Source organism: Achromobacter pestifer (assembly GCF_013267355.1).
In the GTDB taxonomy this organism is placed as follows: domain Bacteria; phylum Pseudomonadota; class Gammaproteobacteria; order Burkholderiales; family Burkholderiaceae_B; genus Achromobacter; species Achromobacter pestifer_A.
This window is the reverse complement of sequence record NZ_CP053985.1, coordinates 1,739,163-1,757,967: the sequence shown is the minus strand read 5'-3', so window position 1 is coordinate 1,757,967 and position 18,805 is coordinate 1,739,163. Positions and strand designations below refer to the sequence as shown.

6 protein-coding genes, 2 tRNA genes, 7 rRNA genes and 1 other RNA gene are annotated in these 18,805 nt (G+C 56.2%); 14 read left to right on the top strand and 2 right to left on the bottom strand.

The annotated features are described in order from the left end of the window. Positions 1 to 425: 425 nt before the first annotated feature. From FOC84_RS08535 to FOC84_RS08490, 10 genes are all read left to right on the top strand, one after another. Positions 426 to 1,956 (top strand): 16S ribosomal RNA (locus FOC84_RS08535). Between the two features lie 343 nt (positions 1,957 to 2,299). Continuing rightward, positions 2,300 to 5,183 (top strand): 23S ribosomal RNA (locus FOC84_RS08530). A 198-nt stretch (positions 5,184 to 5,381) separates the two neighbouring features. Continuing rightward, positions 5,382 to 5,494, top strand: a 5S ribosomal RNA gene (gene rrf, locus FOC84_RS08525). A 697-nt stretch (positions 5,495 to 6,191) separates the two neighbouring features. Continuing rightward, positions 6,192 to 7,722 (top strand): 16S ribosomal RNA (locus tag FOC84_RS08520). A 132-nt stretch (positions 7,723 to 7,854) separates the two neighbouring features. Next, positions 7,855 to 7,931: transfer RNA gene (locus FOC84_RS08515), tRNA-Ile, on the top strand. Positions 7,932 to 7,954: 23 nt separating this feature from the next. Next, positions 7,955 to 8,030, top strand: a tRNA-Ala gene (locus FOC84_RS08510). Positions 8,031 to 8,326: 296 nt separating this feature from the next. After that, positions 8,327 to 11,211, top strand: a 23S ribosomal RNA gene (locus FOC84_RS08505). A 198-nt stretch (positions 11,212 to 11,409) separates the two neighbouring features. Next, positions 11,410 to 11,522 (top strand): 5S ribosomal RNA (gene rrf, locus FOC84_RS08500). A gap of 157 nt (positions 11,523 to 11,679) precedes the next feature. Then, positions 11,680 to 11,792, top strand: a 5S ribosomal RNA gene (gene rrf / locus FOC84_RS08495). The 16S, 23S and 5S rRNA genes sit together here with 2 tRNA genes alongside, the layout of an rRNA operon. A gap of 249 nt (positions 11,793 to 12,041) precedes the next feature. After that, positions 12,042 to 12,407: a DUF4870 family protein gene (locus tag FOC84_RS08490; protein ID WP_173144044.1), complete on the top strand. Its 366-nt coding sequence runs from the start codon at positions 12,042 to 12,044 to the stop codon at positions 12,405 to 12,407. 452 nt (positions 12,408 to 12,859) lie between these two features. Here the strand turns inward: FOC84_RS08490 and FOC84_RS08485 are convergent, their stop codons facing one another. Beyond that, complete coding sequence (locus tag FOC84_RS08485; RefSeq protein ID WP_059373735.1) at positions 12,860 to 13,138, bottom strand: SWIB/MDM2 domain-containing protein; 279 nt, start codon at positions 13,136 to 13,138, stop codon at positions 12,860 to 12,862. 147 nt (positions 13,139 to 13,285) lie between these two features. Between FOC84_RS08485 and FOC84_RS08480 the strand changes: the two genes are divergently transcribed. Both FOC84_RS08480 and pyrC read left to right on the top strand, forming a co-directional pair. Beyond that, positions 13,286 to 14,479 carry a M20 aminoacylase family protein gene (locus FOC84_RS08480; RefSeq protein WP_173144043.1) on the top strand — a complete coding sequence of 398 codons (1,194 nt, stop codon included), beginning with the start codon at positions 13,286 to 13,288 and terminating at the stop codon, positions 14,477 to 14,479. A gap of 11 nt (positions 14,480 to 14,490) precedes the next feature. Beyond that, positions 14,491 to 15,555 (top strand): dihydroorotase, encoded by a 1,065-nt coding sequence (pyrC, locus tag FOC84_RS08475; protein WP_173144042.1) that lies wholly within the window; start codon positions 14,491 to 14,493, stop codon positions 15,553 to 15,555. A gap of 96 nt (positions 15,556 to 15,651) precedes the next feature. Here the strand turns inward: pyrC and FOC84_RS08470 are convergent, their stop codons facing one another. Further along, a complete protein-coding gene (locus FOC84_RS08470; RefSeq protein ID WP_173144041.1) occupies positions 15,652 to 17,478 on the bottom strand; it encodes an ATP-binding cassette domain-containing protein in 1,827 nt (608 codons plus the stop codon). 133 nt (positions 17,479 to 17,611) lie between these two features. Between FOC84_RS08470 and rnpB the strand changes: the two genes are divergently transcribed. Both rnpB and mraZ read left to right on the top strand, forming a co-directional pair. Continuing rightward, an RNA gene (gene rnpB, locus FOC84_RS08465) (RNase P RNA component class A) lies at positions 17,612 to 18,017 on the top strand. A 354-nt stretch (positions 18,018 to 18,371) separates the two neighbouring features. After that, positions 18,372 to 18,800 carry a division/cell wall cluster transcriptional repressor MraZ gene (mraZ, locus tag FOC84_RS08460; RefSeq protein WP_088138632.1) on the top strand — a complete coding sequence of 143 codons (429 nt, stop codon included), beginning with the start codon at positions 18,372 to 18,374 and terminating at the stop codon, positions 18,798 to 18,800. Positions 18,801 to 18,805 lie beyond the last annotated feature (5 nt).

Genomic DNA, 18,805 nt, shown 5'->3' with positions numbered 1-18,805 from the left:
GTTAACCCTGATATTTCGATAGCTGCTAAAGAGGGCGGGCCTGAAGAGGTCGCAGGCAAGAAAGCGAAACGAAGATTGTGACGCCGACTTGACAAGCGATAAAAACTTCTTCATAATCTCGTTTCTCTGCTGCAAACAACGCGGCGTCAGCGAAAGCGGCGTAGCGAAGCGAGCAGGCAGTAAGTAGTACAGAATTTAGCAGTACCGCTCTTTAACAATTAAACAACCGATAAGTGTGGGCGCTTGATGCGAGTGCATAGTGACTTCGGTCACAAGCACAATGAAATCAAGTGCTCACTAGAAGTGAAGTACCTTAGACGTCAAGTTTAAGAACATACCTCACTTCCTTTGAGTAGCGACGTATGACCTGGTTTGGATTGGTGTAAATCAACCTGGACCAAGAATACGAAACAAATACAGAGATTAAACTGAAGAGTTTGATCCTGGCTCAGATTGAACGCTAGCGGGATGCCTTACACATGCAAGTCGAACGGCAGCACGGACTTCGGTCTGGTGGCGAGTGGCGAACGGGTGAGTAATGTATCGGAACGTGCCTAGTAGCGGGGGATAACTACGCGAAAGCGTAGCTAATACCGCATACGCCCTACGGGGGAAAGCAGGGGATCGCAAGACCTTGCACTATTAGAGCGGCCGATATCGGATTAGCTAGTTGGTGGGGTAACGGCTCACCAAGGCGACGATCCGTAGCTGGTTTGAGAGGACGACCAGCCACACTGGGACTGAGACACGGCCCAGACTCCTACGGGAGGCAGCAGTGGGGAATTTTGGACAATGGGGGAAACCCTGATCCAGCCATCCCGCGTGTGCGATGAAGGCCTTCGGGTTGTAAAGCACTTTTGGCAGGAAAGAAACGTCATGGGTTAATACCCTGTGAAACTGACGGTACCTGCAGAATAAGCACCGGCTAACTACGTGCCAGCAGCCGCGGTAATACGTAGGGTGCAAGCGTTAATCGGAATTACTGGGCGTAAAGCGTGCGCAGGCGGTTCGGAAAGAAAGATGTGAAATCCCAGAGCTCAACTTTGGAACTGCATTTTTAACTACCGGGCTAGAGTGTGTCAGAGGGAGGTGGAATTCCGCGTGTAGCAGTGAAATGCGTAGATATGCGGAGGAACACCGATGGCGAAGGCAGCCTCCTGGGATAACACTGACGCTCATGCACGAAAGCGTGGGGAGCAAACAGGATTAGATACCCTGGTAGTCCACGCCCTAAACGATGTCAACTAGCTGTTGGGGCCTTCGGGCCTTAGTAGCGCAGCTAACGCGTGAAGTTGACCGCCTGGGGAGTACGGTCGCAAGATTAAAACTCAAAGGAATTGACGGGGACCCGCACAAGCGGTGGATGATGTGGATTAATTCGATGCAACGCGAAAAACCTTACCTACCCTTGACATGTCTGGAATTCCGAAGAGATTTGGAAGTGCTCGCAAGAGAACCGGAACACAGGTGCTGCATGGCTGTCGTCAGCTCGTGTCGTGAGATGTTGGGTTAAGTCCCGCAACGAGCGCAACCCTTGTCATTAGTTGCTACGAAAGGGCACTCTAATGAGACTGCCGGTGACAAACCGGAGGAAGGTGGGGATGACGTCAAGTCCTCATGGCCCTTATGGGTAGGGCTTCACACGTCATACAATGGTCGGGACAGAGGGTCGCCAACCCGCGAGGGGGAGCCAATCCCAGAAACCCGATCGTAGTCCGGATCGCAGTCTGCAACTCGACTGCGTGAAGTCGGAATCGCTAGTAATCGCGGATCAGCATGTCGCGGTGAATACGTTCCCGGGTCTTGTACACACCGCCCGTCACACCATGGGAGTGGGTTTTACCAGAAGTAGTTAGCCTAACCGCAAGGGGGGCGATTACCACGGTAGGATTCATGACTGGGGTGAAGTCGTAACAAGGTAGCCGTATCGGAAGGTGCGGCTGGATCACCTCCTTTCAGAGCTTAAGTGCTCGTGTTAAGCGTCCACACTTATCGGTTGTTTGATGTAGCTGGCGTCAATATTCTTGATGCCGCGTAGAGGCTAACTCATAGCGCTGCTTGCAGTGTTATGAGTTGGGTTTTACTCAACAGCTATATTTGTTCTTTAACAATCTGGAAGAAGCACAACGAAATGTACTTATCAAGTACTCGGCGCAAGCCGATGAAGATAAGTACGGGTTGTGATTGCATTAATTTTGTTCCAAGTTCTCAAGACTGGGGTGAATAACCTCAGACTGCTTTGAAACTTATGAACGGCACAAACGCTAATACTCAGGTCCTATAGCCTACAGCGTTATAGGATCAAGCGACTAAGTGCATATGGTGGATGCCTTGGCGATCACAGGCGATGAAGGACGTAGTAGCCTGCGAAAAGCTACGGGGAGCTGGCAAACAAGCTTTGATCCGTAGATGTCCGAATGGGGAAACCCACTGCAGCAATGCAGTATCCCTGGCTGAATACATAGGCCAGTGGAAGCGAACCGGGTGAACTGAAACATCTCAGTAGCTCGAGGAAAAGAAATCAACCGAGATTCCGAAAGTAGTGGCGAGCGAAATCGGAAGAGCCTTTACGTTTTAGCACGCAAGATAGTCGAACGGAATGGAAAGTCCGGCCGTAGCAGGTGATAGCCCTGTAGGCGAAATCTTGTGTGTGGAACTAAGCGTAAGACAAGTAGGGCGGGACACGTGAAATCCTGTTTGAAGATGGGGGGACCATCCTCCAAGGCTAAATACTCGTGATCGACCGATAGTGAACCAGTACCGTGAGGGAAAGGCGAAAAGAACCCCGGAAGGGGAGTGAAATAGATCCTGAAACCGTATGCATACAAACAGTAGGAGCCTCCTTGTGGGGTGACTGCGTACCTTTTGTATAATGGGTCAGCGACTTACATTCAGTGGCAAGGTTAACCGAATAGGGAAGCCGTAGCGAAAGCGAGTCCGAATAGGGCGATTCAGTCGCTGGGTGTAGACCCGAAACCAGATGATCTATCCATGGCCAGGTTGAAGGCACGGTAACACGTGCTGGAGGACCGAACCCACTAATGTTGAAAAATTAGGGGATGAGCTGTGGATAGGGGTGAAAGGCTAAACAAATCTGGAAATAGCTGGTTCTCTCCGAAAACTATTTAGGTAGTGCCTCAAGTATTACTGCGGGGGTAGAGCACTGTTATAGCTAGGGGGTCATGGCGACTTACCAAACTATGGCAAACTCCGAATACCCGCAAGTACAGCTTGGGAGACAGAGCACCGGGTGCTAACGTCCGGACTCAAGAGGGAAACAACCCAGACCGCCAGCTAAGGTCCCGAATTATCGCTAAGTGGGAAACGAAGTGGGAAGGCATAGACAGTCAGGAGGTTGGCTTAGAAGCAGCCATCCTTTAAAGAAAGCGTAATAGCTCACTGATCGAGTCGTCCTGCGCGGAAGATGTAACGGGGCTAAGCGATAAACCGAAGCTGCGGGTGTGCACTTTTAGTGCACGCGGTAGGAGAGCGTTCTGTAAGCCTGCGAAGGTGGCTTGTAAAGGCTGCTGGAGGTATCAGAAGTGCGAATGCTGACATGAGTAGCGATAAAGGGGGTGAAAAGCCCCCTCGCCGTAAGTCCAAGGTTTCCTGCGCAACGTTCATCGGCGCAGGGTGAGTCGGCCCCTAAGGCGAGGCAGAGATGCGTAGCTGATGGGAAACTGGTTAATATTCCAGTACCGTCGTACAGTGCGATGGGGGGACGGATCGCGGAAGATCATCAGGGTGTTGGATGTCCCTGTTGCTGCATCGAAGATGGCGCTTAGGCAAATCCGGGCGCGTAAATCAAGGGTGTGGCACGAGTGAGCATTGCTCGCGAAGTGATTGGAAGTGGTTCCAAGAAAAGCCTCTAAGCTTCAGCTGTACGAGACCGTACCGCAAACCGACACAGGTGGACGGGATGAATATTCCAAGGCGCTTGAGAGAACTCAGGAGAAGGAACTCGGCAAATTGATACCGTAACTTCGGGAGAAGGTATACCCCGGTAGTGTGAAGCGCCTGCGCGCTTAGCATGATGGGGTCGCAGAGAATCGGTGGCTGCGACTGTTTATTAAAAACACAGCACTCTGCAAAGACGAAAGTCGACGTATAGGGTGTGACGCCTGCCCGGTGCCGGAAGGTTAAGTGATGGGGTGCAAGCTCTTGATCGAAGCCCCGGTAAACGGCGGCCGTAACTATAACGGTCCTAAGGTAGCGAAATTCCTTGTCGGGTAAGTTCCGACCTGCACGAATGGCGTAACGATGGCCACACTGTCTCCTCCTGAGACTCAGCGAAGTTGAAGTGTTTGTGATGATGCAATCTACCCGCGGCTAGACGGAAAGACCCCATGAACCTTTACTGTAGCTTTGCATTGATCTGTGAACCGGCCTGTGTAGGATAGGTGGGAGGCTTTGAAGCGTGGTCGCTAGATCACGTGGAGCCATCCTTGAAATACCACCCTGGTTTGTTTGCGGTTCTAACCTTGGTCCGTTATCCGGATCGGGGACAGTGCATGGTGGGCAGTTTGACTGGGGCGGTCTCCTCCCAAAGTGTAACGGAGGAGTTCGAAGGTACGCTAGGTACGGTCGGAAATCGTGCTGATAGTGCAATGGCATAAGCGTGCTTGACTGTGAGACTGACAAGTCGAACAGGTGCGAAAGCAGGACATAGTGATCCGGTGGTTCTGAATGGAAGGGCCATCGCTCAACGGATAAAAGGTACTCTGGGGATAACAGGCTGATACCGCCCAAGAGTTCATATCGACGGCGGTGTTTGGCACCTCGATGTCGGCTCATCTCATCCTGGGGCTGTAGCCGGTCCCAAGGGTATGGCTGTTCGCCATTTAAAGAGGTACGTGAGCTGGGTTTAAAACGTCGTGAGACAGTTTGGTCCCTATCTGCCGTGGGCGTTGGATACTTGACGGAGCCTGCTCCTAGTACGAGAGGACCGGAGTGGACGTACCTCTGGTGTACCGGTTGTCATGCCAATGGCATTGCCGGGTAGCTAAGTACGGAAGAGATAACCGCTGAAGGCATCTAAGCGGGAAACTCGTCTGAAGATTAGGTATCCCGGGGACTTGATCCCCCTAAAGAGTCGTTCAAGACCAGGACGTTGATAGGTCGGGTGTGGAAGCGCAGTAATGCGTTAAGCTAACCGATACTAATTGCTCGTGAGGCTTGATCCTATAACACTGATGGTTATGACCTGGTGATGTAGCGTTCCAAGTGTCGTTCAATACAAAATCTGGCTGCACCGTCGGCAGCCAGCCAACACCAATTACACCCCCCCGTGCGTGATCATCGAGTCTGACTCTGATCACCACGCGTTGTGTTTCTTCCAAGATTGGAGCCGTTGCCTAACCGCAGCCGCTCAACCAGTTACGCTTGACGACCATAGCGAGTTGGTCCCACTCCTTCCCATCCCGAACAGGACAGTGAAACGACTTTGCGCCGATGATAGTGGACGGACGTCTGTGAAAGTAGGTCATCGTCAAGCTTTTATTCCGCAAACCCCCGCAGGTTACCCTGCGGGGGTTTGTCTTTATATATAAGTGAGAGCCCTTGGTTCTCGGCCGTAGTGAAGTTGGAGAGATCCAGCAGAACAGCGGTTTTGCAGTAGAAGATGTAGATTAGGCAAAAGCCAGCTGCATGAACTGCAAAAAAGATGTTATAGTTTGCGGCTTGGCTGCTACCGAAAGATCAGGGTTTACCCCGACATTTCGATAGCTGCTAAGAGAAGCGAAAAAGCCGGGGCTCAGTCCTGGTGGGCCTGAAGGGGTCTAGGCGGTAAGTTGCCAGATTGTGGCGCTGATGGCGGGTTGAAAAACTCAAACAAAAGCGACAACGATTTGACAAACGCTAAAAACTCCTTCATAATCTCGTTTCTCTGCTGCTGACACAGCGAATCTTGCGAAAGCAAAGATGAGCGAAGTTGGCGGCACGATGCAGTAAGTAGTACAGAATTTAGCAGTACCGCTCTTTAACAATTAAACAACCGATAAGTGTGGGCGCTTGATGCGAGTGCATAGTGACTTCGGTCACAAGCACAATGAAATCAAGTGCTCACTAGAAGTGAAGTACCTTAGACGTCAAGTTTAAGAACATACCTCACTTCCTTTGAGTAGCGACGTATGACCTGGTTTGGATTGGTGTAAATCAACCTGGACCAAGAATACGAAACAAATACAGAGATTAAACTGAAGAGTTTGATCCTGGCTCAGATTGAACGCTAGCGGGATGCCTTACACATGCAAGTCGAACGGCAGCACGGACTTCGGTCTGGTGGCGAGTGGCGAACGGGTGAGTAATGTATCGGAACGTGCCTAGTAGCGGGGGATAACTACGCGAAAGCGTAGCTAATACCGCATACGCCCTACGGGGGAAAGCAGGGGATCGCAAGACCTTGCACTATTAGAGCGGCCGATATCGGATTAGCTAGTTGGTGGGGTAACGGCTCACCAAGGCGACGATCCGTAGCTGGTTTGAGAGGACGACCAGCCACACTGGGACTGAGACACGGCCCAGACTCCTACGGGAGGCAGCAGTGGGGAATTTTGGACAATGGGGGAAACCCTGATCCAGCCATCCCGCGTGTGCGATGAAGGCCTTCGGGTTGTAAAGCACTTTTGGCAGGAAAGAAACGTCATGGGTTAATACCCTGTGAAACTGACGGTACCTGCAGAATAAGCACCGGCTAACTACGTGCCAGCAGCCGCGGTAATACGTAGGGTGCAAGCGTTAATCGGAATTACTGGGCGTAAAGCGTGCGCAGGCGGTTCGGAAAGAAAGATGTGAAATCCCAGAGCTCAACTTTGGAACTGCATTTTTAACTACCGGGCTAGAGTGTGTCAGAGGGAGGTGGAATTCCGCGTGTAGCAGTGAAATGCGTAGATATGCGGAGGAACACCGATGGCGAAGGCAGCCTCCTGGGATAACACTGACGCTCATGCACGAAAGCGTGGGGAGCAAACAGGATTAGATACCCTGGTAGTCCACGCCCTAAACGATGTCAACTAGCTGTTGGGGCCTTCGGGCCTTAGTAGCGCAGCTAACGCGTGAAGTTGACCGCCTGGGGAGTACGGTCGCAAGATTAAAACTCAAAGGAATTGACGGGGACCCGCACAAGCGGTGGATGATGTGGATTAATTCGATGCAACGCGAAAAACCTTACCTACCCTTGACATGTCTGGAATTCCGAAGAGATTTGGAAGTGCTCGCAAGAGAACCGGAACACAGGTGCTGCATGGCTGTCGTCAGCTCGTGTCGTGAGATGTTGGGTTAAGTCCCGCAACGAGCGCAACCCTTGTCATTAGTTGCTACGAAAGGGCACTCTAATGAGACTGCCGGTGACAAACCGGAGGAAGGTGGGGATGACGTCAAGTCCTCATGGCCCTTATGGGTAGGGCTTCACACGTCATACAATGGTCGGGACAGAGGGTCGCCAACCCGCGAGGGGGAGCCAATCCCAGAAACCCGATCGTAGTCCGGATCGCAGTCTGCAACTCGACTGCGTGAAGTCGGAATCGCTAGTAATCGCGGATCAGCATGTCGCGGTGAATACGTTCCCGGGTCTTGTACACACCGCCCGTCACACCATGGGAGTGGGTTTTACCAGAAGTAGTTAGCCTAACCGTAAGGGGGGCGATTACCACGGTAGGATTCATGACTGGGGTGAAGTCGTAACAAGGTAGCCGTATCGGAAGGTGCGGCTGGATCACCTCCTTTCAGAGCTTAAGTGCTCGTGTTAAGCGTCCACTCTTATCGGTTGTTTGATATAGCTGGGATCAGTTGTAGGCTTGGGTCGAGGGAATCTTCCCTGGGTCTCCAACTACCTGACTACTGATCCGAGAAGGTTTTGGGTCTGTAGCTCAGTCGGTTAGAGCACCGTCTTGATAAGGCGGGGGTCGTTGGTTCGAATCCAACCAGACCCACCAAGTATTCTGCGCATGCGGGATATGGGGGTGTAGCTCAGCTGGGAGAGCGCCTGCTTTGCAAGCAGGATGTCATCGGTTCGATCCCGTTCACCTCCACCATTGATTCTCAAAACTCACCTGGTGGTGATGTAGAGGCTAACTCATAGTGTCGTGCAAACGATGCTATGAGTTAGGTTTTACCTGACAGCTATATTCGTTCTTTAACAATCTGGAAGAAGCACAACGAAATGTACTTATCAAGTACTCGGCGCAAGTCGATGAAGATAAGTACGGGTTGTGATTGCATTAATTTTGTTCCAAGTTCTCAAGACTGGGGTGAATAACCTCAGACTGCTTTGAAACTTATGAACGGCACAAACGCTAATACTCAGGTCCTATAGCCTACAGCGTTATAGGATCAAGCGACTAAGTGCATATGGTGGATGCCTTGGCGATCACAGGCGATGAAGGACGTAGTAGCCTGCGAAAAGCTACGGGGAGCTGGCAAACAAGCTTTGATCCGTAGATGTCCGAATGGGGAAACCCACTGCAGCAATGCAGTATCCCTGGCTGAATACATAGGCCAGTGGAAGCGAACCGGGTGAACTGAAACATCTCAGTAGCTCGAGGAAAAGAAATCAACCGAGATTCCGAAAGTAGTGGCGAGCGAAATCGGAAGAGCCTTTACGTTTTAGCACGCAAGATAGTCGAACGGAATGGAAAGTCCGGCCGTAGCAGGTGATAGCCCTGTAGGCGAAATCTTGTGTGTGGAACTAAGCGTAAGACAAGTAGGGCGGGACACGTGAAATCCTGTTTGAAGATGGGGGGACCATCCTCCAAGGCTAAATACTCGTGATCGACCGATAGTGAACCAGTACCGTGAGGGAAAGGCGAAAAGAACCCCGGAAGGGGAGTGAAATAGATCCTGAAACCGTATGCATACAAACAGTAGGAGCCTCCTTGTGGGGTGACTGCGTACCTTTTGTATAATGGGTCAGCGACTTACATTCAGTGGCAAGGTTAACCGAATAGGGAAGCCGTAGCGAAAGCGAGTCCGAATAGGGCGATTCAGTCGCTGGGTGTAGACCCGAAACCAGATGATCTATCCATGGCCAGGTTGAAGGCACGGTAACACGTGCTGGAGGACCGAACCCACTAATGTTGAAAAATTAGGGGATGAGCTGTGGATAGGGGTGAAAGGCTAAACAAATCTGGAAATAGCTGGTTCTCTCCGAAAACTATTTAGGTAGTGCCTCAAGTATTACTGCGGGGGGTAGAGCACTGTTATAGCTAGGGGGTCATGGCGACTTACCAAACTATGGCAAACTCCGAATACCCGCAAGTACAGCTTGGGAGACAGAGCACCGGGTGCTAACGTCCGGACTCAAGAGGGAAACAACCCAGACCGCCAGCTAAGGTCCCGAATTATCGCTAAGTGGGAAACGAAGTGGGAAGGCATAGACAGTCAGGAGGTTGGCTTAGAAGCAGCCATCCTTTAAAGAAAGCGTAATAGCTCACTGATCGAGTCGTCCTGCGCGGAAGATGTAACGGGGCTAAGCGATAAACCGAAGCTGCGGGTGTGCACTTTTAGTGCACGCGGTAGGAGAGCGTTCTGTAAGCCTGCGAAGGTGGCTTGTAAAGGCTGCTGGAGGTATCAGAAGTGCGAATGCTGACATGAGTAGCGATAAAGGGGGTGAAAAGCCCCCTCGCCGTAAGTCCAAGGTTTCCTGCGCAACGTTCATCGGCGCAGGGTGAGTCGGCCCCTAAGGCGAGGCAGAGATGCGTAGCTGATGGGAAACTGGTTAATATTCCAGTACCGTCGTACAGTGCGATGGGGGGACGGATCGCGGAAGATCATCAGGGTGTTGGATGTCCCTGTTGCTGCATCGAAGATGGCGCTTAGGCAAATCCGGGCGCGTAAATCAAGGGTGTGGCACGAGTGAGCATTGCTCGCGAAGTGATTGGAAGTGGTTCCAAGAAAAGCCTCTAAGCTTCAGCTGTACGAGACCGTACCGCAAACCGACACAGGTGGACGGGATGAATATTCCAAGGCGCTTGAGAGAACTCAGGAGAAGGAACTCGGCAAATTGATACCGTAACTTCGGGAGAAGGTATACCCCGGTAGTGTGAAGCGCCTGCGCGCTTAGCATGATGGGGTCGCAGAGAATCGGTGGCTGCGACTGTTTATTAAAAACACAGCACTCTGCAAAGACGAAAGTCGACGTATAGGGTGTGACGCCTGCCCGGTGCCGGAAGGTTAAGTGATGGGGTGCAAGCTCTTGATCGAAGCCCCGGTAAACGGCGGCCGTAACTATAACGGTCCTAAGGTAGCGAAATTCCTTGTCGGGTAAGTTCCGACCTGCACGAATGGCGTAACGATGGCCACACTGTCTCCTCCTGAGACTCAGCGAAGTTGAAGTGTTTGTGATGATGCAATCTACCCGCGGCTAGACGGAAAGACCCCATGAACCTTTACTGTAGCTTTGCATTGATCTGTGAACCGGCCTGTGTAGGATAGGTGGGAGGCTTTGAAGCGTGGTCGCTAGATCACGTGGAGCCATCCTTGAAATACCACCCTGGTTTGTTTGCGGTTCTAACCTTGGTCCGTTATCCGGATCGGGGACAGTGCATGGTGGGCAGTTTGACTGGGGCGGTCTCCTCCCAAAGTGTAACGGAGGAGTTCGAAGGTACGCTAGGTACGGTCGGAAATCGTGCTGATAGTGCAATGGCATAAGCGTGCTTGACTGTGAGACTGACAAGTCGAACAGGTGCGAAAGCAGGACATAGTGATCCGGTGGTTCTGAATGGAAGGGCCATCGCTCAACGGATAAAAGGTACTCTGGGGATAACAGGCTGATACCGCCCAAGAGTTCATATCGACGGCGGTGTTTGGCACCTCGATGTCGGCTCATCTCATCCTGGGGCTGTAGCCGGTCCCAAGGGTATGGCTGTTCGCCATTTAAAGAGGTACGTGAGCTGGGTTTAAAACGTCGTGAGACAGTTTGGTCCCTATCTGCCGTGGGCGTTGGATACTTGACGGAGCCTGCTCCTAGTACGAGAGGACCGGAGTGGACGTACCTCTGGTGTACCGGTTGTCATGCCAATGGCATTGCCGGGTAGCTAAGTACGGAAGAGATAACCGCTGAAGGCATCTAAGCGGGAAACTCGTCTGAAGATTAGGTATCCCGGGGACTTGATCCCCCTAAAGAGTCGTTCAAGACCAGGACGTTGATAGGTCGGGTGTGGAAGCGCAGTAATGCGTTAAGCTAACCGATACTAATTGCTCGTGAGGCTTGATCCTATAACACTGATGGTTATGACCTGGTGATGTAGCGTTCCAAGTGTCGTTCAATACAAAATCTGGCTGCACCGTCGGCAGCCAGCCAACACCAATTACACCCCCCCGTGCGTGATCATCGAGTCTGACTCTGATCACCACGCGTTGTGTTTCTTCCAAGATTGGAGCCGTTGCCTAACCGCAGCCGCTCAACCAGTTACGCTTGACGACCATAGCGAGTTGGTCCCACTCCTTCCCATCCCGAACAGGACAGTGAAACGACTTTGCGCCGATGATAGTGGACGGACGTCTGTGAAAGTAGGTCATCGTCAAGCTTTTATTCCGCAGAACCCCACAGCTAACCGCTGTGGGGTTTTGTCTTTGTGAGAGCCCATGGCGGGCGCCTGTCGAGATTTTCTCCAGGCGCACTCATCGGCCTCGCGACAGGATTGGAGCGTTTGCCCTGGCAGGGCATGCACTCAAGCAGTTACGCCTGACAACCATAGCAAGGTGGTCCCACTCCTTTCCATCCCGAACAGGACAGTGAAACGCCTTTGCGCCGATGATAGTGGACGGACGTCCGTGAAAGTAGGTCATTGTCAGGCTTTGATTCCAGGAACCCCGCAGCTCGCGCTGCGGGGTTTTTTCTTTTGCGCGGGTGCTGTTGCCAGGCGCGGGCGCTGTCTGACGACGGCTGGTGCGTGAGCCGGTGGCATAGGTTTTTGCCAGGCGCTTGCGGACCGTCAATCAGGCTGCAAGCCGCGCCAGCATTGAATGTGCACAAATAACAACGGCCGTGGGCGGGGTGGCTTTGTGCGGTAAGATTGACCGAGTCAATTCGTTGGAGCGTTATCGTGAGTGATCCCCAGACCCCCGTGCCCGGAACGACGTTAGACCTGCGCACGCTGACCCACGTGGCCTATGGCTTGTACGCCTTGGGCTTCCTGACGAGTGGATTCCTGGGCATCGCCACGCTGGCTGCCGTCGTGCTGATGTATCTGAAGCGCTCGGACGCCGCAGGCACCGTCTATGCCGCTCATTTCGACTGGCTGCTGCGTACCTTCTGGTGGGCCTTGCTGTGGCTGGCCATCAGCGGTATCGCGACGCTGATCTTCATTGGCTGGATCGGCTTGGCCGCGACCGTGATCTGGGTGCTGTATCGCTTGATCAAGGGCTGGCTGTCGCTGCTGGAAGGCACCGCGCCGACCACCTACGCCTGAAGGCGCGCGTTCAAGCAAAGGGCCGGCATATGCCGGCCTTTTTGTTTTGTTGGGCTGGACAACAAGCCAGCGCGCTGCTCGTGGGCGTGCGTGCCTCAGCGGCAAGAGCTGACGCGCGGTCGAGGAGCTTGCGCGAGTCCGCAGACGCAGCAGATTGCCCATGCGGAGTACATGCAGATGCCCATGACGCCGCCGAACCTGGGTTTGTCCGCGCGCTGCTTCCAAGCGGCTTGATGCGAGCCTGCAAGAAGCGCTGCCAACTGCCTGAAGAGGCGCGCCAGGCTTGGCTTTCGGGGAATGCTGGTGTGGGGAATCGAGCCAGGCCGGCGAGGTGGCGGCGTGGCTGTCGCGGTGCTTGAAAGCTGCGCTGGGGAGGCGAGCTCGCCCAGGGATGAACCGGGGCGTCGCGACGATATGCAGGCAGGGACGTACCGGGTACGCCCTTTGCCTGCTTACTTCAGATGTGCGTTGACCAGCTTGGTCAGTTCGAACATCGTGACCTGATCTTTGCCGAAGATCGGGCGCAGCTTGGCATCGGCGTTGATGTTGCGCTTGTTGCTGGCATCTTGCAGGTTGTGCTTCTTGATGTATTCCCAGATCTTTTTGGTGACCTCGGTACGCGGCACGGCTTCCGAGCCGATGACAGCAGCCAGGTCGGCGCTGGGGGTCAGGGGCTTCATGAATGCAGCGTTCGGCTTGCGCGCGGTCGCGGGTTTGGAGGTTGTGGCCATAATGCGGCGCTCCTTCTCTGGCTGTTGGAAAAATTGTCCTGCGGCCGGAGCATAACGTGTCTCTCTCGTAAAGACAAAGGCATTTATCCTCTGTAGCAACTAAAATGCACAGACTGTCTCCCCTACATCGTCATTCTGTAACCTCCTATGTACGCACGATCTCCTTTGGAATCAATTCGCCTCTTTCATGACGAATTGACGGCGCTGCGGCGCGATTTGCATGCGCATCCCGAGTTGGGCTTCGAGGAAGTCCGGACCTCCGGGATCGTGGCGGGCGCGCTGGAGGCGCTGGGGATCGAGGTGCATCGCGGTATCGGCAAGACCGGCGTGGTGGGCGTCATCCGCGGCAAACGCTGCGACAGCGGCCGCATGATAGGCCTGCGCGCCGACATGGACGCATTGCCGATGACCGAAGACAACGACTTCGCGCACAAATCGACCAAGTCCGGCTTGATGCACGGTTGCGGCCACGACGGGCATACCGCGGTGTTGATCGGCGCGGCCAAGTATCTGTCGCAGACACGCAATTTCGACGGCACCGCGGTGCTGATCTTCCAGCCTGCGGAAGAAGGGCGCGGCGGCGCGCGCGCGATGCTGGAGGACGGCCTGTTCGATACCTTTCCGTGCGACGCGATTTACGCACTGCATAACTGGCCGGGCCTGAAGCCGGGCACGATAGGCATCAATCCTGGGCCGATGATGGCCGCGGCGGACCGCTTCGAGATCCTGATCACCGGACGCGGCGGCCATGGCGCGCATCCCTATCAGACCATTGATCCCGTCACGATCGCAGGACAGATCATCACGGCGTTGCAGACCATCGTGTCGCGCAACGTCAATCCGCTGGATTCGGCGGTGGTGTCCATTGGATCGCTGCAGGCCGGGCATCCAGGCGCCATGAGCGTGATTCCGCGCGAAGCCAGGATGGTGGGCACGGTGCGTACCTTCCGCAAATCCGTTCAGGAAATGGTGGAGACCCGCATGCGCGAGCTGGTGTCCGCGATCGCGGGCGCCTTCGGCGGCACCGCCGAAGTGACCTACGAACGGATCTACCCCGCGACCTTGAACACGCCGCAGCATGCCAATCTGGTGGCTGACATCGCCACCGAGATGATAGGCAAGGAGAACGTCGTGCGCGATCTGACTCCGTCGATGGGCTCCGAGGATTTCTCTTTCATGTTGCAGAACAAGCCTGGCGCATACTTCCGGCTTGGTCAGGGCGGAGCCGATTCCGGCTGCGTGCTGCACAACTCGCATTTCGATTTCAACGATGCCGTCATCCCCTTGGGCAGCGCGATGTTCAGTGCGCTGGCCGAACGGGGCATGCCGCTGGCAGATTAAGAAGCCATCCCATGTCTACTCAAAACACGACTCAACTCACCATCACCCGGCCGGACGACTGGCATCTGCACCTGCGCGACGGCGCTGCCCTGGAGGCCGTGGTGGCGGATAGCGCGCGCCAGTTTGCGCGCGCCATCATCATGCCCAACTTGAAGCCGCCGGTTACCACCACCGAACAGGCGCTGGCCTATCGCGGCCGCATTCTGGAGGCCTTGAAGAAGGCGGGCGGCAATCCGGATGCCTTCACGCCCCTGATGACGCTGTACTTGACCGATAACACCACCTCGGAAGAAATCTTCCGCGCCTACGAGTCGGGCCAGGTCTATGCCGTGAAGCTTTATCCGGCGGGCGCCACGACCAACTCCGACGCAGGCGTGACCGACCTGCTGGGCAAGTGCACCAAGGCGTTGGAGGCGCTGGAGAAATGCGGCATGCCGCTGCTGGTGCACGGCGAAGTGACGGACCCGTCGATCGACCTGTTCGACCGCGAGGCGATCTTCGTGGAACGCGTGATGAAGCCGTTGCGCCGTGCATTTCCGGCGTTGAAAGTGGTGTTCGAACACATCACGACCAAAGAGGGCGCGGAATACGTGCGCGATGCCGAAGGCCCCGTCGCTGCCACGATCACGCCGCAGCATCTGCTGTACAACCGCAACGCGATTTTCCAGGGCGGCGTGCGGCCGCACTTCTACTGCCTGCCCGTCCTCAAGCGCGAGACGCACCGTCTTGCGCTGGTCGAGGCGGCCACCAGCGGCAGCCCGCGCTTTTTCCTGGGGACAGACAGCGCGCCGCACGCGCGCGGGCTGAAGGAACATGCCTGCGGCTGCGCCGGCTGCTATACGGCGCTGCATGCCATGGAGCTATACGCCACCGCGTTCGACGCCGTCGGCAAGCTGGACAAGCTGGAAGGCTTCGCCAGTTTCCATGGCCCGGACTTCTACGGCCTGCCGCGCAATACCGGCACGCTGACGCTGGTGCGCGAGACCTACCAGGTACCCGAGGAAGTGGCGTTCGGCAACACGACGCTGGTTCCGCTGGCTGCGGGCGAAGCGCTGGAGTGGCGCGCGCGGAGCTAGGCAACCGCGCCGCCCGGCAGGTCCGAGACAAAGAAATGCCCCCGAATTTCGGGGGCATTTTTCATGCGCCTCTATATGTATATAGAGACAGGCTGATTACAGCGTGCCTTCGCGGCGCGCTTCCAGCAGTTCCCAGCGGGCAAAGCGTTCTTCGAGTTCGCTTTCCAGCTTGGCCAGTTCGCCGTTGATGCGCTCGACTTCGGCGGGCGCGTCGCGGTACAGGCTGCCGTCGGCGAGCTTGCCGGCAAGCTCGGCCTGTTGCGCTTCCAGGGCGGCGATGGCGTCGGGCAGGCCCTCCAGTTCGCGCAGTTCCCAGGAGTTCATCTTGGCGGACTTGGCCGGCTTGGGCTTTGCGGCCTTGGCGCGCGCGGCGGCATCGTCGGCGGGCCGGGCGGCCGGCGTGGCGTCTTCGGCGGCAGCAACCGGAGCGGGCCGCTGGGCGACCCATTCGTCATAGCCGCCCACATAGTCGCGCCAGCGGCCATTGCCTTCGTAGGCGATGGTCTGCGTGACGACGTTGTTCAGGAAGGCGCGGTCATGGCTGACCAGCAGCACCGTGCCCTGGTATTCCTGCAGCAATTCTTCCAGCAGTTCCAGTGTTTCGATGTCGAGGTCGTTGGTGGGCTCGTCCAGCACCAGGATGTTGGCGGGGCGGGCGAACAGGCGCGCCAGCAGCAGGCGGGCGCGTTCGCCGCCGGACAGGCTGCGCACGGGCGAGCCAGCGCGGGCAGGTGAGAACAGGAAGTCGCCCAGGTAGCTCATGACGTGTTTGCGCGTGCCGCCGATTTCGACCCACTCGCTGCCCGGACTGATGATGTCGATGAGCGTGGCGTTTTCGTCCAGCTGTGCGCGCATCTGGTCGAAATACGCGACCGCGACGTTGGTGCCCAGACGGGTGGTACCGCTGTCGGGCTGCATCTCGCCCAGGATCAGTTTGAGCAGGGTGGTCTTGCCGGCGCCGTTGGGGCCGATGATGCCGATGCGGTCGCCGCGCAGGAGGGTGGTGGAGTAGTCGTCCACCACGATCTTGTCGCCGAAGGCTTTGTGCACATGGTCGAGTTCGGCAACCAGTTTGCCGGAGCGCTGGCCTTCGGCAAGCGCCAGCGAGACGTCGCCGACGCGTTCGCGGCGTTCGGCGCGATCGACGCGCAGCTGTTCCAGGCGGCGCACGCGGCCTTCATTGCGGGTGCGGCGGGCTTCGACGCCCTTGCGGATCCAGACTTCTTCCTGCGCCAGCAGCTTGTCGAAGCGGGCTTGCTCCAGGCGCTCGGATTCGAGCCACTGGGCCTTGCGCTCTTGCCACTGCGAGAAGTTGCCGGGGAAGCTCAGCAGGCGCCCGCGGTCGAGTTCGACGATGCGGGTGGCGACGGCGTCCAGGAAGCGGCGGTCGTGGGTGATGATGACGGCGGCGCCTTTCCAGGCGCGCAGCATGTCTTCCAGCCAGGCGATGCCTTCGAAGTCCAGATGGTTGGTGGGTTCGTCCAGCAGCAGCAGATCGGGCTCGTCGACCAGGGCGCGGGCCAGCGCGACCCGCTTGCGCGTGCCGCCGGACAGGCCGGCGATCTGTACGTCGGCGGGCAGGCCAAGCTTTTCGAGCACCGAGCGTACGCGCGACGGGCGCTGCCAGTCTTCGTGATCGCCCTCGACATTGCAGACGACATCGAAGACGGTGGCGTTTTCGTCCAGTTCTGGTTCCTGCTCGACGGTGGCCACACGCAGTCCCGAGCTGCGGGCGATGTCGCCATCGTCGGGCTGGGTCCTGCCGTCCAGCAGTCTCAGCAGCGAGGACTTGCCGGCGCCGTTGCGGCCGATGAGGCCGATGCGCTCGCCGCCCTGGATGGCGAAATCGGCATGATCCAGCAGCGGGTGGTGGCCGTAGGCCAGCTGGATGTCGGTAAGGGTGATGAGAGTAGCAAGGGCCATGTGGTGGGTCGTGTCTGCGGCGTCTGAGCGGATCAAGGCGTATTGTCGCAGGAACCCCGGAACGCCGTTTGGGCGGCCCGTGCGGGGGCGTCTTCGGGGACAGGGCCGCCGGGTGTAATAGAATACGGACCGCAAGGCGGGTCGGGCGATCGCGGTGGATGCGAATCCATCGAGGAAGGTCCGGACTCCATAGGGCAGGGTAACGGCTAACGGCCGTCCGGCCGCGTCTTCGGGCGCGGTTGAGGAATAGGGCCACAGAGACGAGTCTGCGGGGTGGGCGCGCATCGCGCGCACAGATACGGCCATCTCCGTATCGCGTCGTCCGGCAACGGGCGGCGGCATCGCAGGGTGAAACGCGGCAACCTCTATCCGGAGCAACATCAAATAGGCATGCGTGCGGTCTTCGGATCGTGAAGGGCGGCTCCGTCCAAGCATGCGGGTAGATGGCTAGAGCGGCTCAGCAATGATCCGCGCAGAGGAATGATCGTCCGCCAGGGAAACCTGGTGTACAGAATCCGGCCTATAGACCCGTCTTGCAACTCATTCTCAATGCGAGCGAGGTTCGGGCTGGAACCTGGCATCGCGCTGGCGGGGTCTGACCATTTTTTGGGATGCTCAAAGCGGTGGGCCCGGCTGAAAGCCTCGCCAACCGGAGCAATCGACCGATCGTAAAACAATGCAAAGCCATTGTTAGCCGCCACTTCTGAAGAAGGACTTTTAGATAGTGCCGCAACCTCCTGATTTATTGGGAGGTTTTTCTTTTTGCGGATTTACATGTTGATCTAAGTCCTTGTTGTGATTGAAAAAATTGCAACCACGCGCTTGACCGCCCTGATCCCATACCGTAGAGTGGGAAATAGTAGGAAATTGTGCAATTAAGTGGGGTAAAAGTGGTGTTTCAGGGAAGCAGCGCGCTCACGCTGGATGCCAAGGGACGGATCTCGATTCCGACCCGGCATCGTGACGCGCTCATGTCGCAGGCCGATGGCCGGCTGACCCTGACACGCCACCCTGACGGCTGCTTGCTGGTCTACCCGCGGCCGGAGTGGGAAAAGAAGCGCGAGCAGATTGCCGCCTTTCCCATGACGGCGCGCGCGTTGCAGCGGCTGTTGCTGGGCAACGCTCAGGACGTGGAACTGGACAGCTCTGGCCGGGTCCTGATCGCTCCTGAACTGCGCAACGCTTCCGGTATGACGCGCGATGTGATGCTGCTCGGTCTGGGCGCGCACTTCGAGCTGTGGGACGCCGCTACCCTGGCCAGCCGCGAGGCTGAGGACCTGGCCAAGGGTATGCCGGATGTGTTGAATCAGTTTTCGTTCTGAAAAAG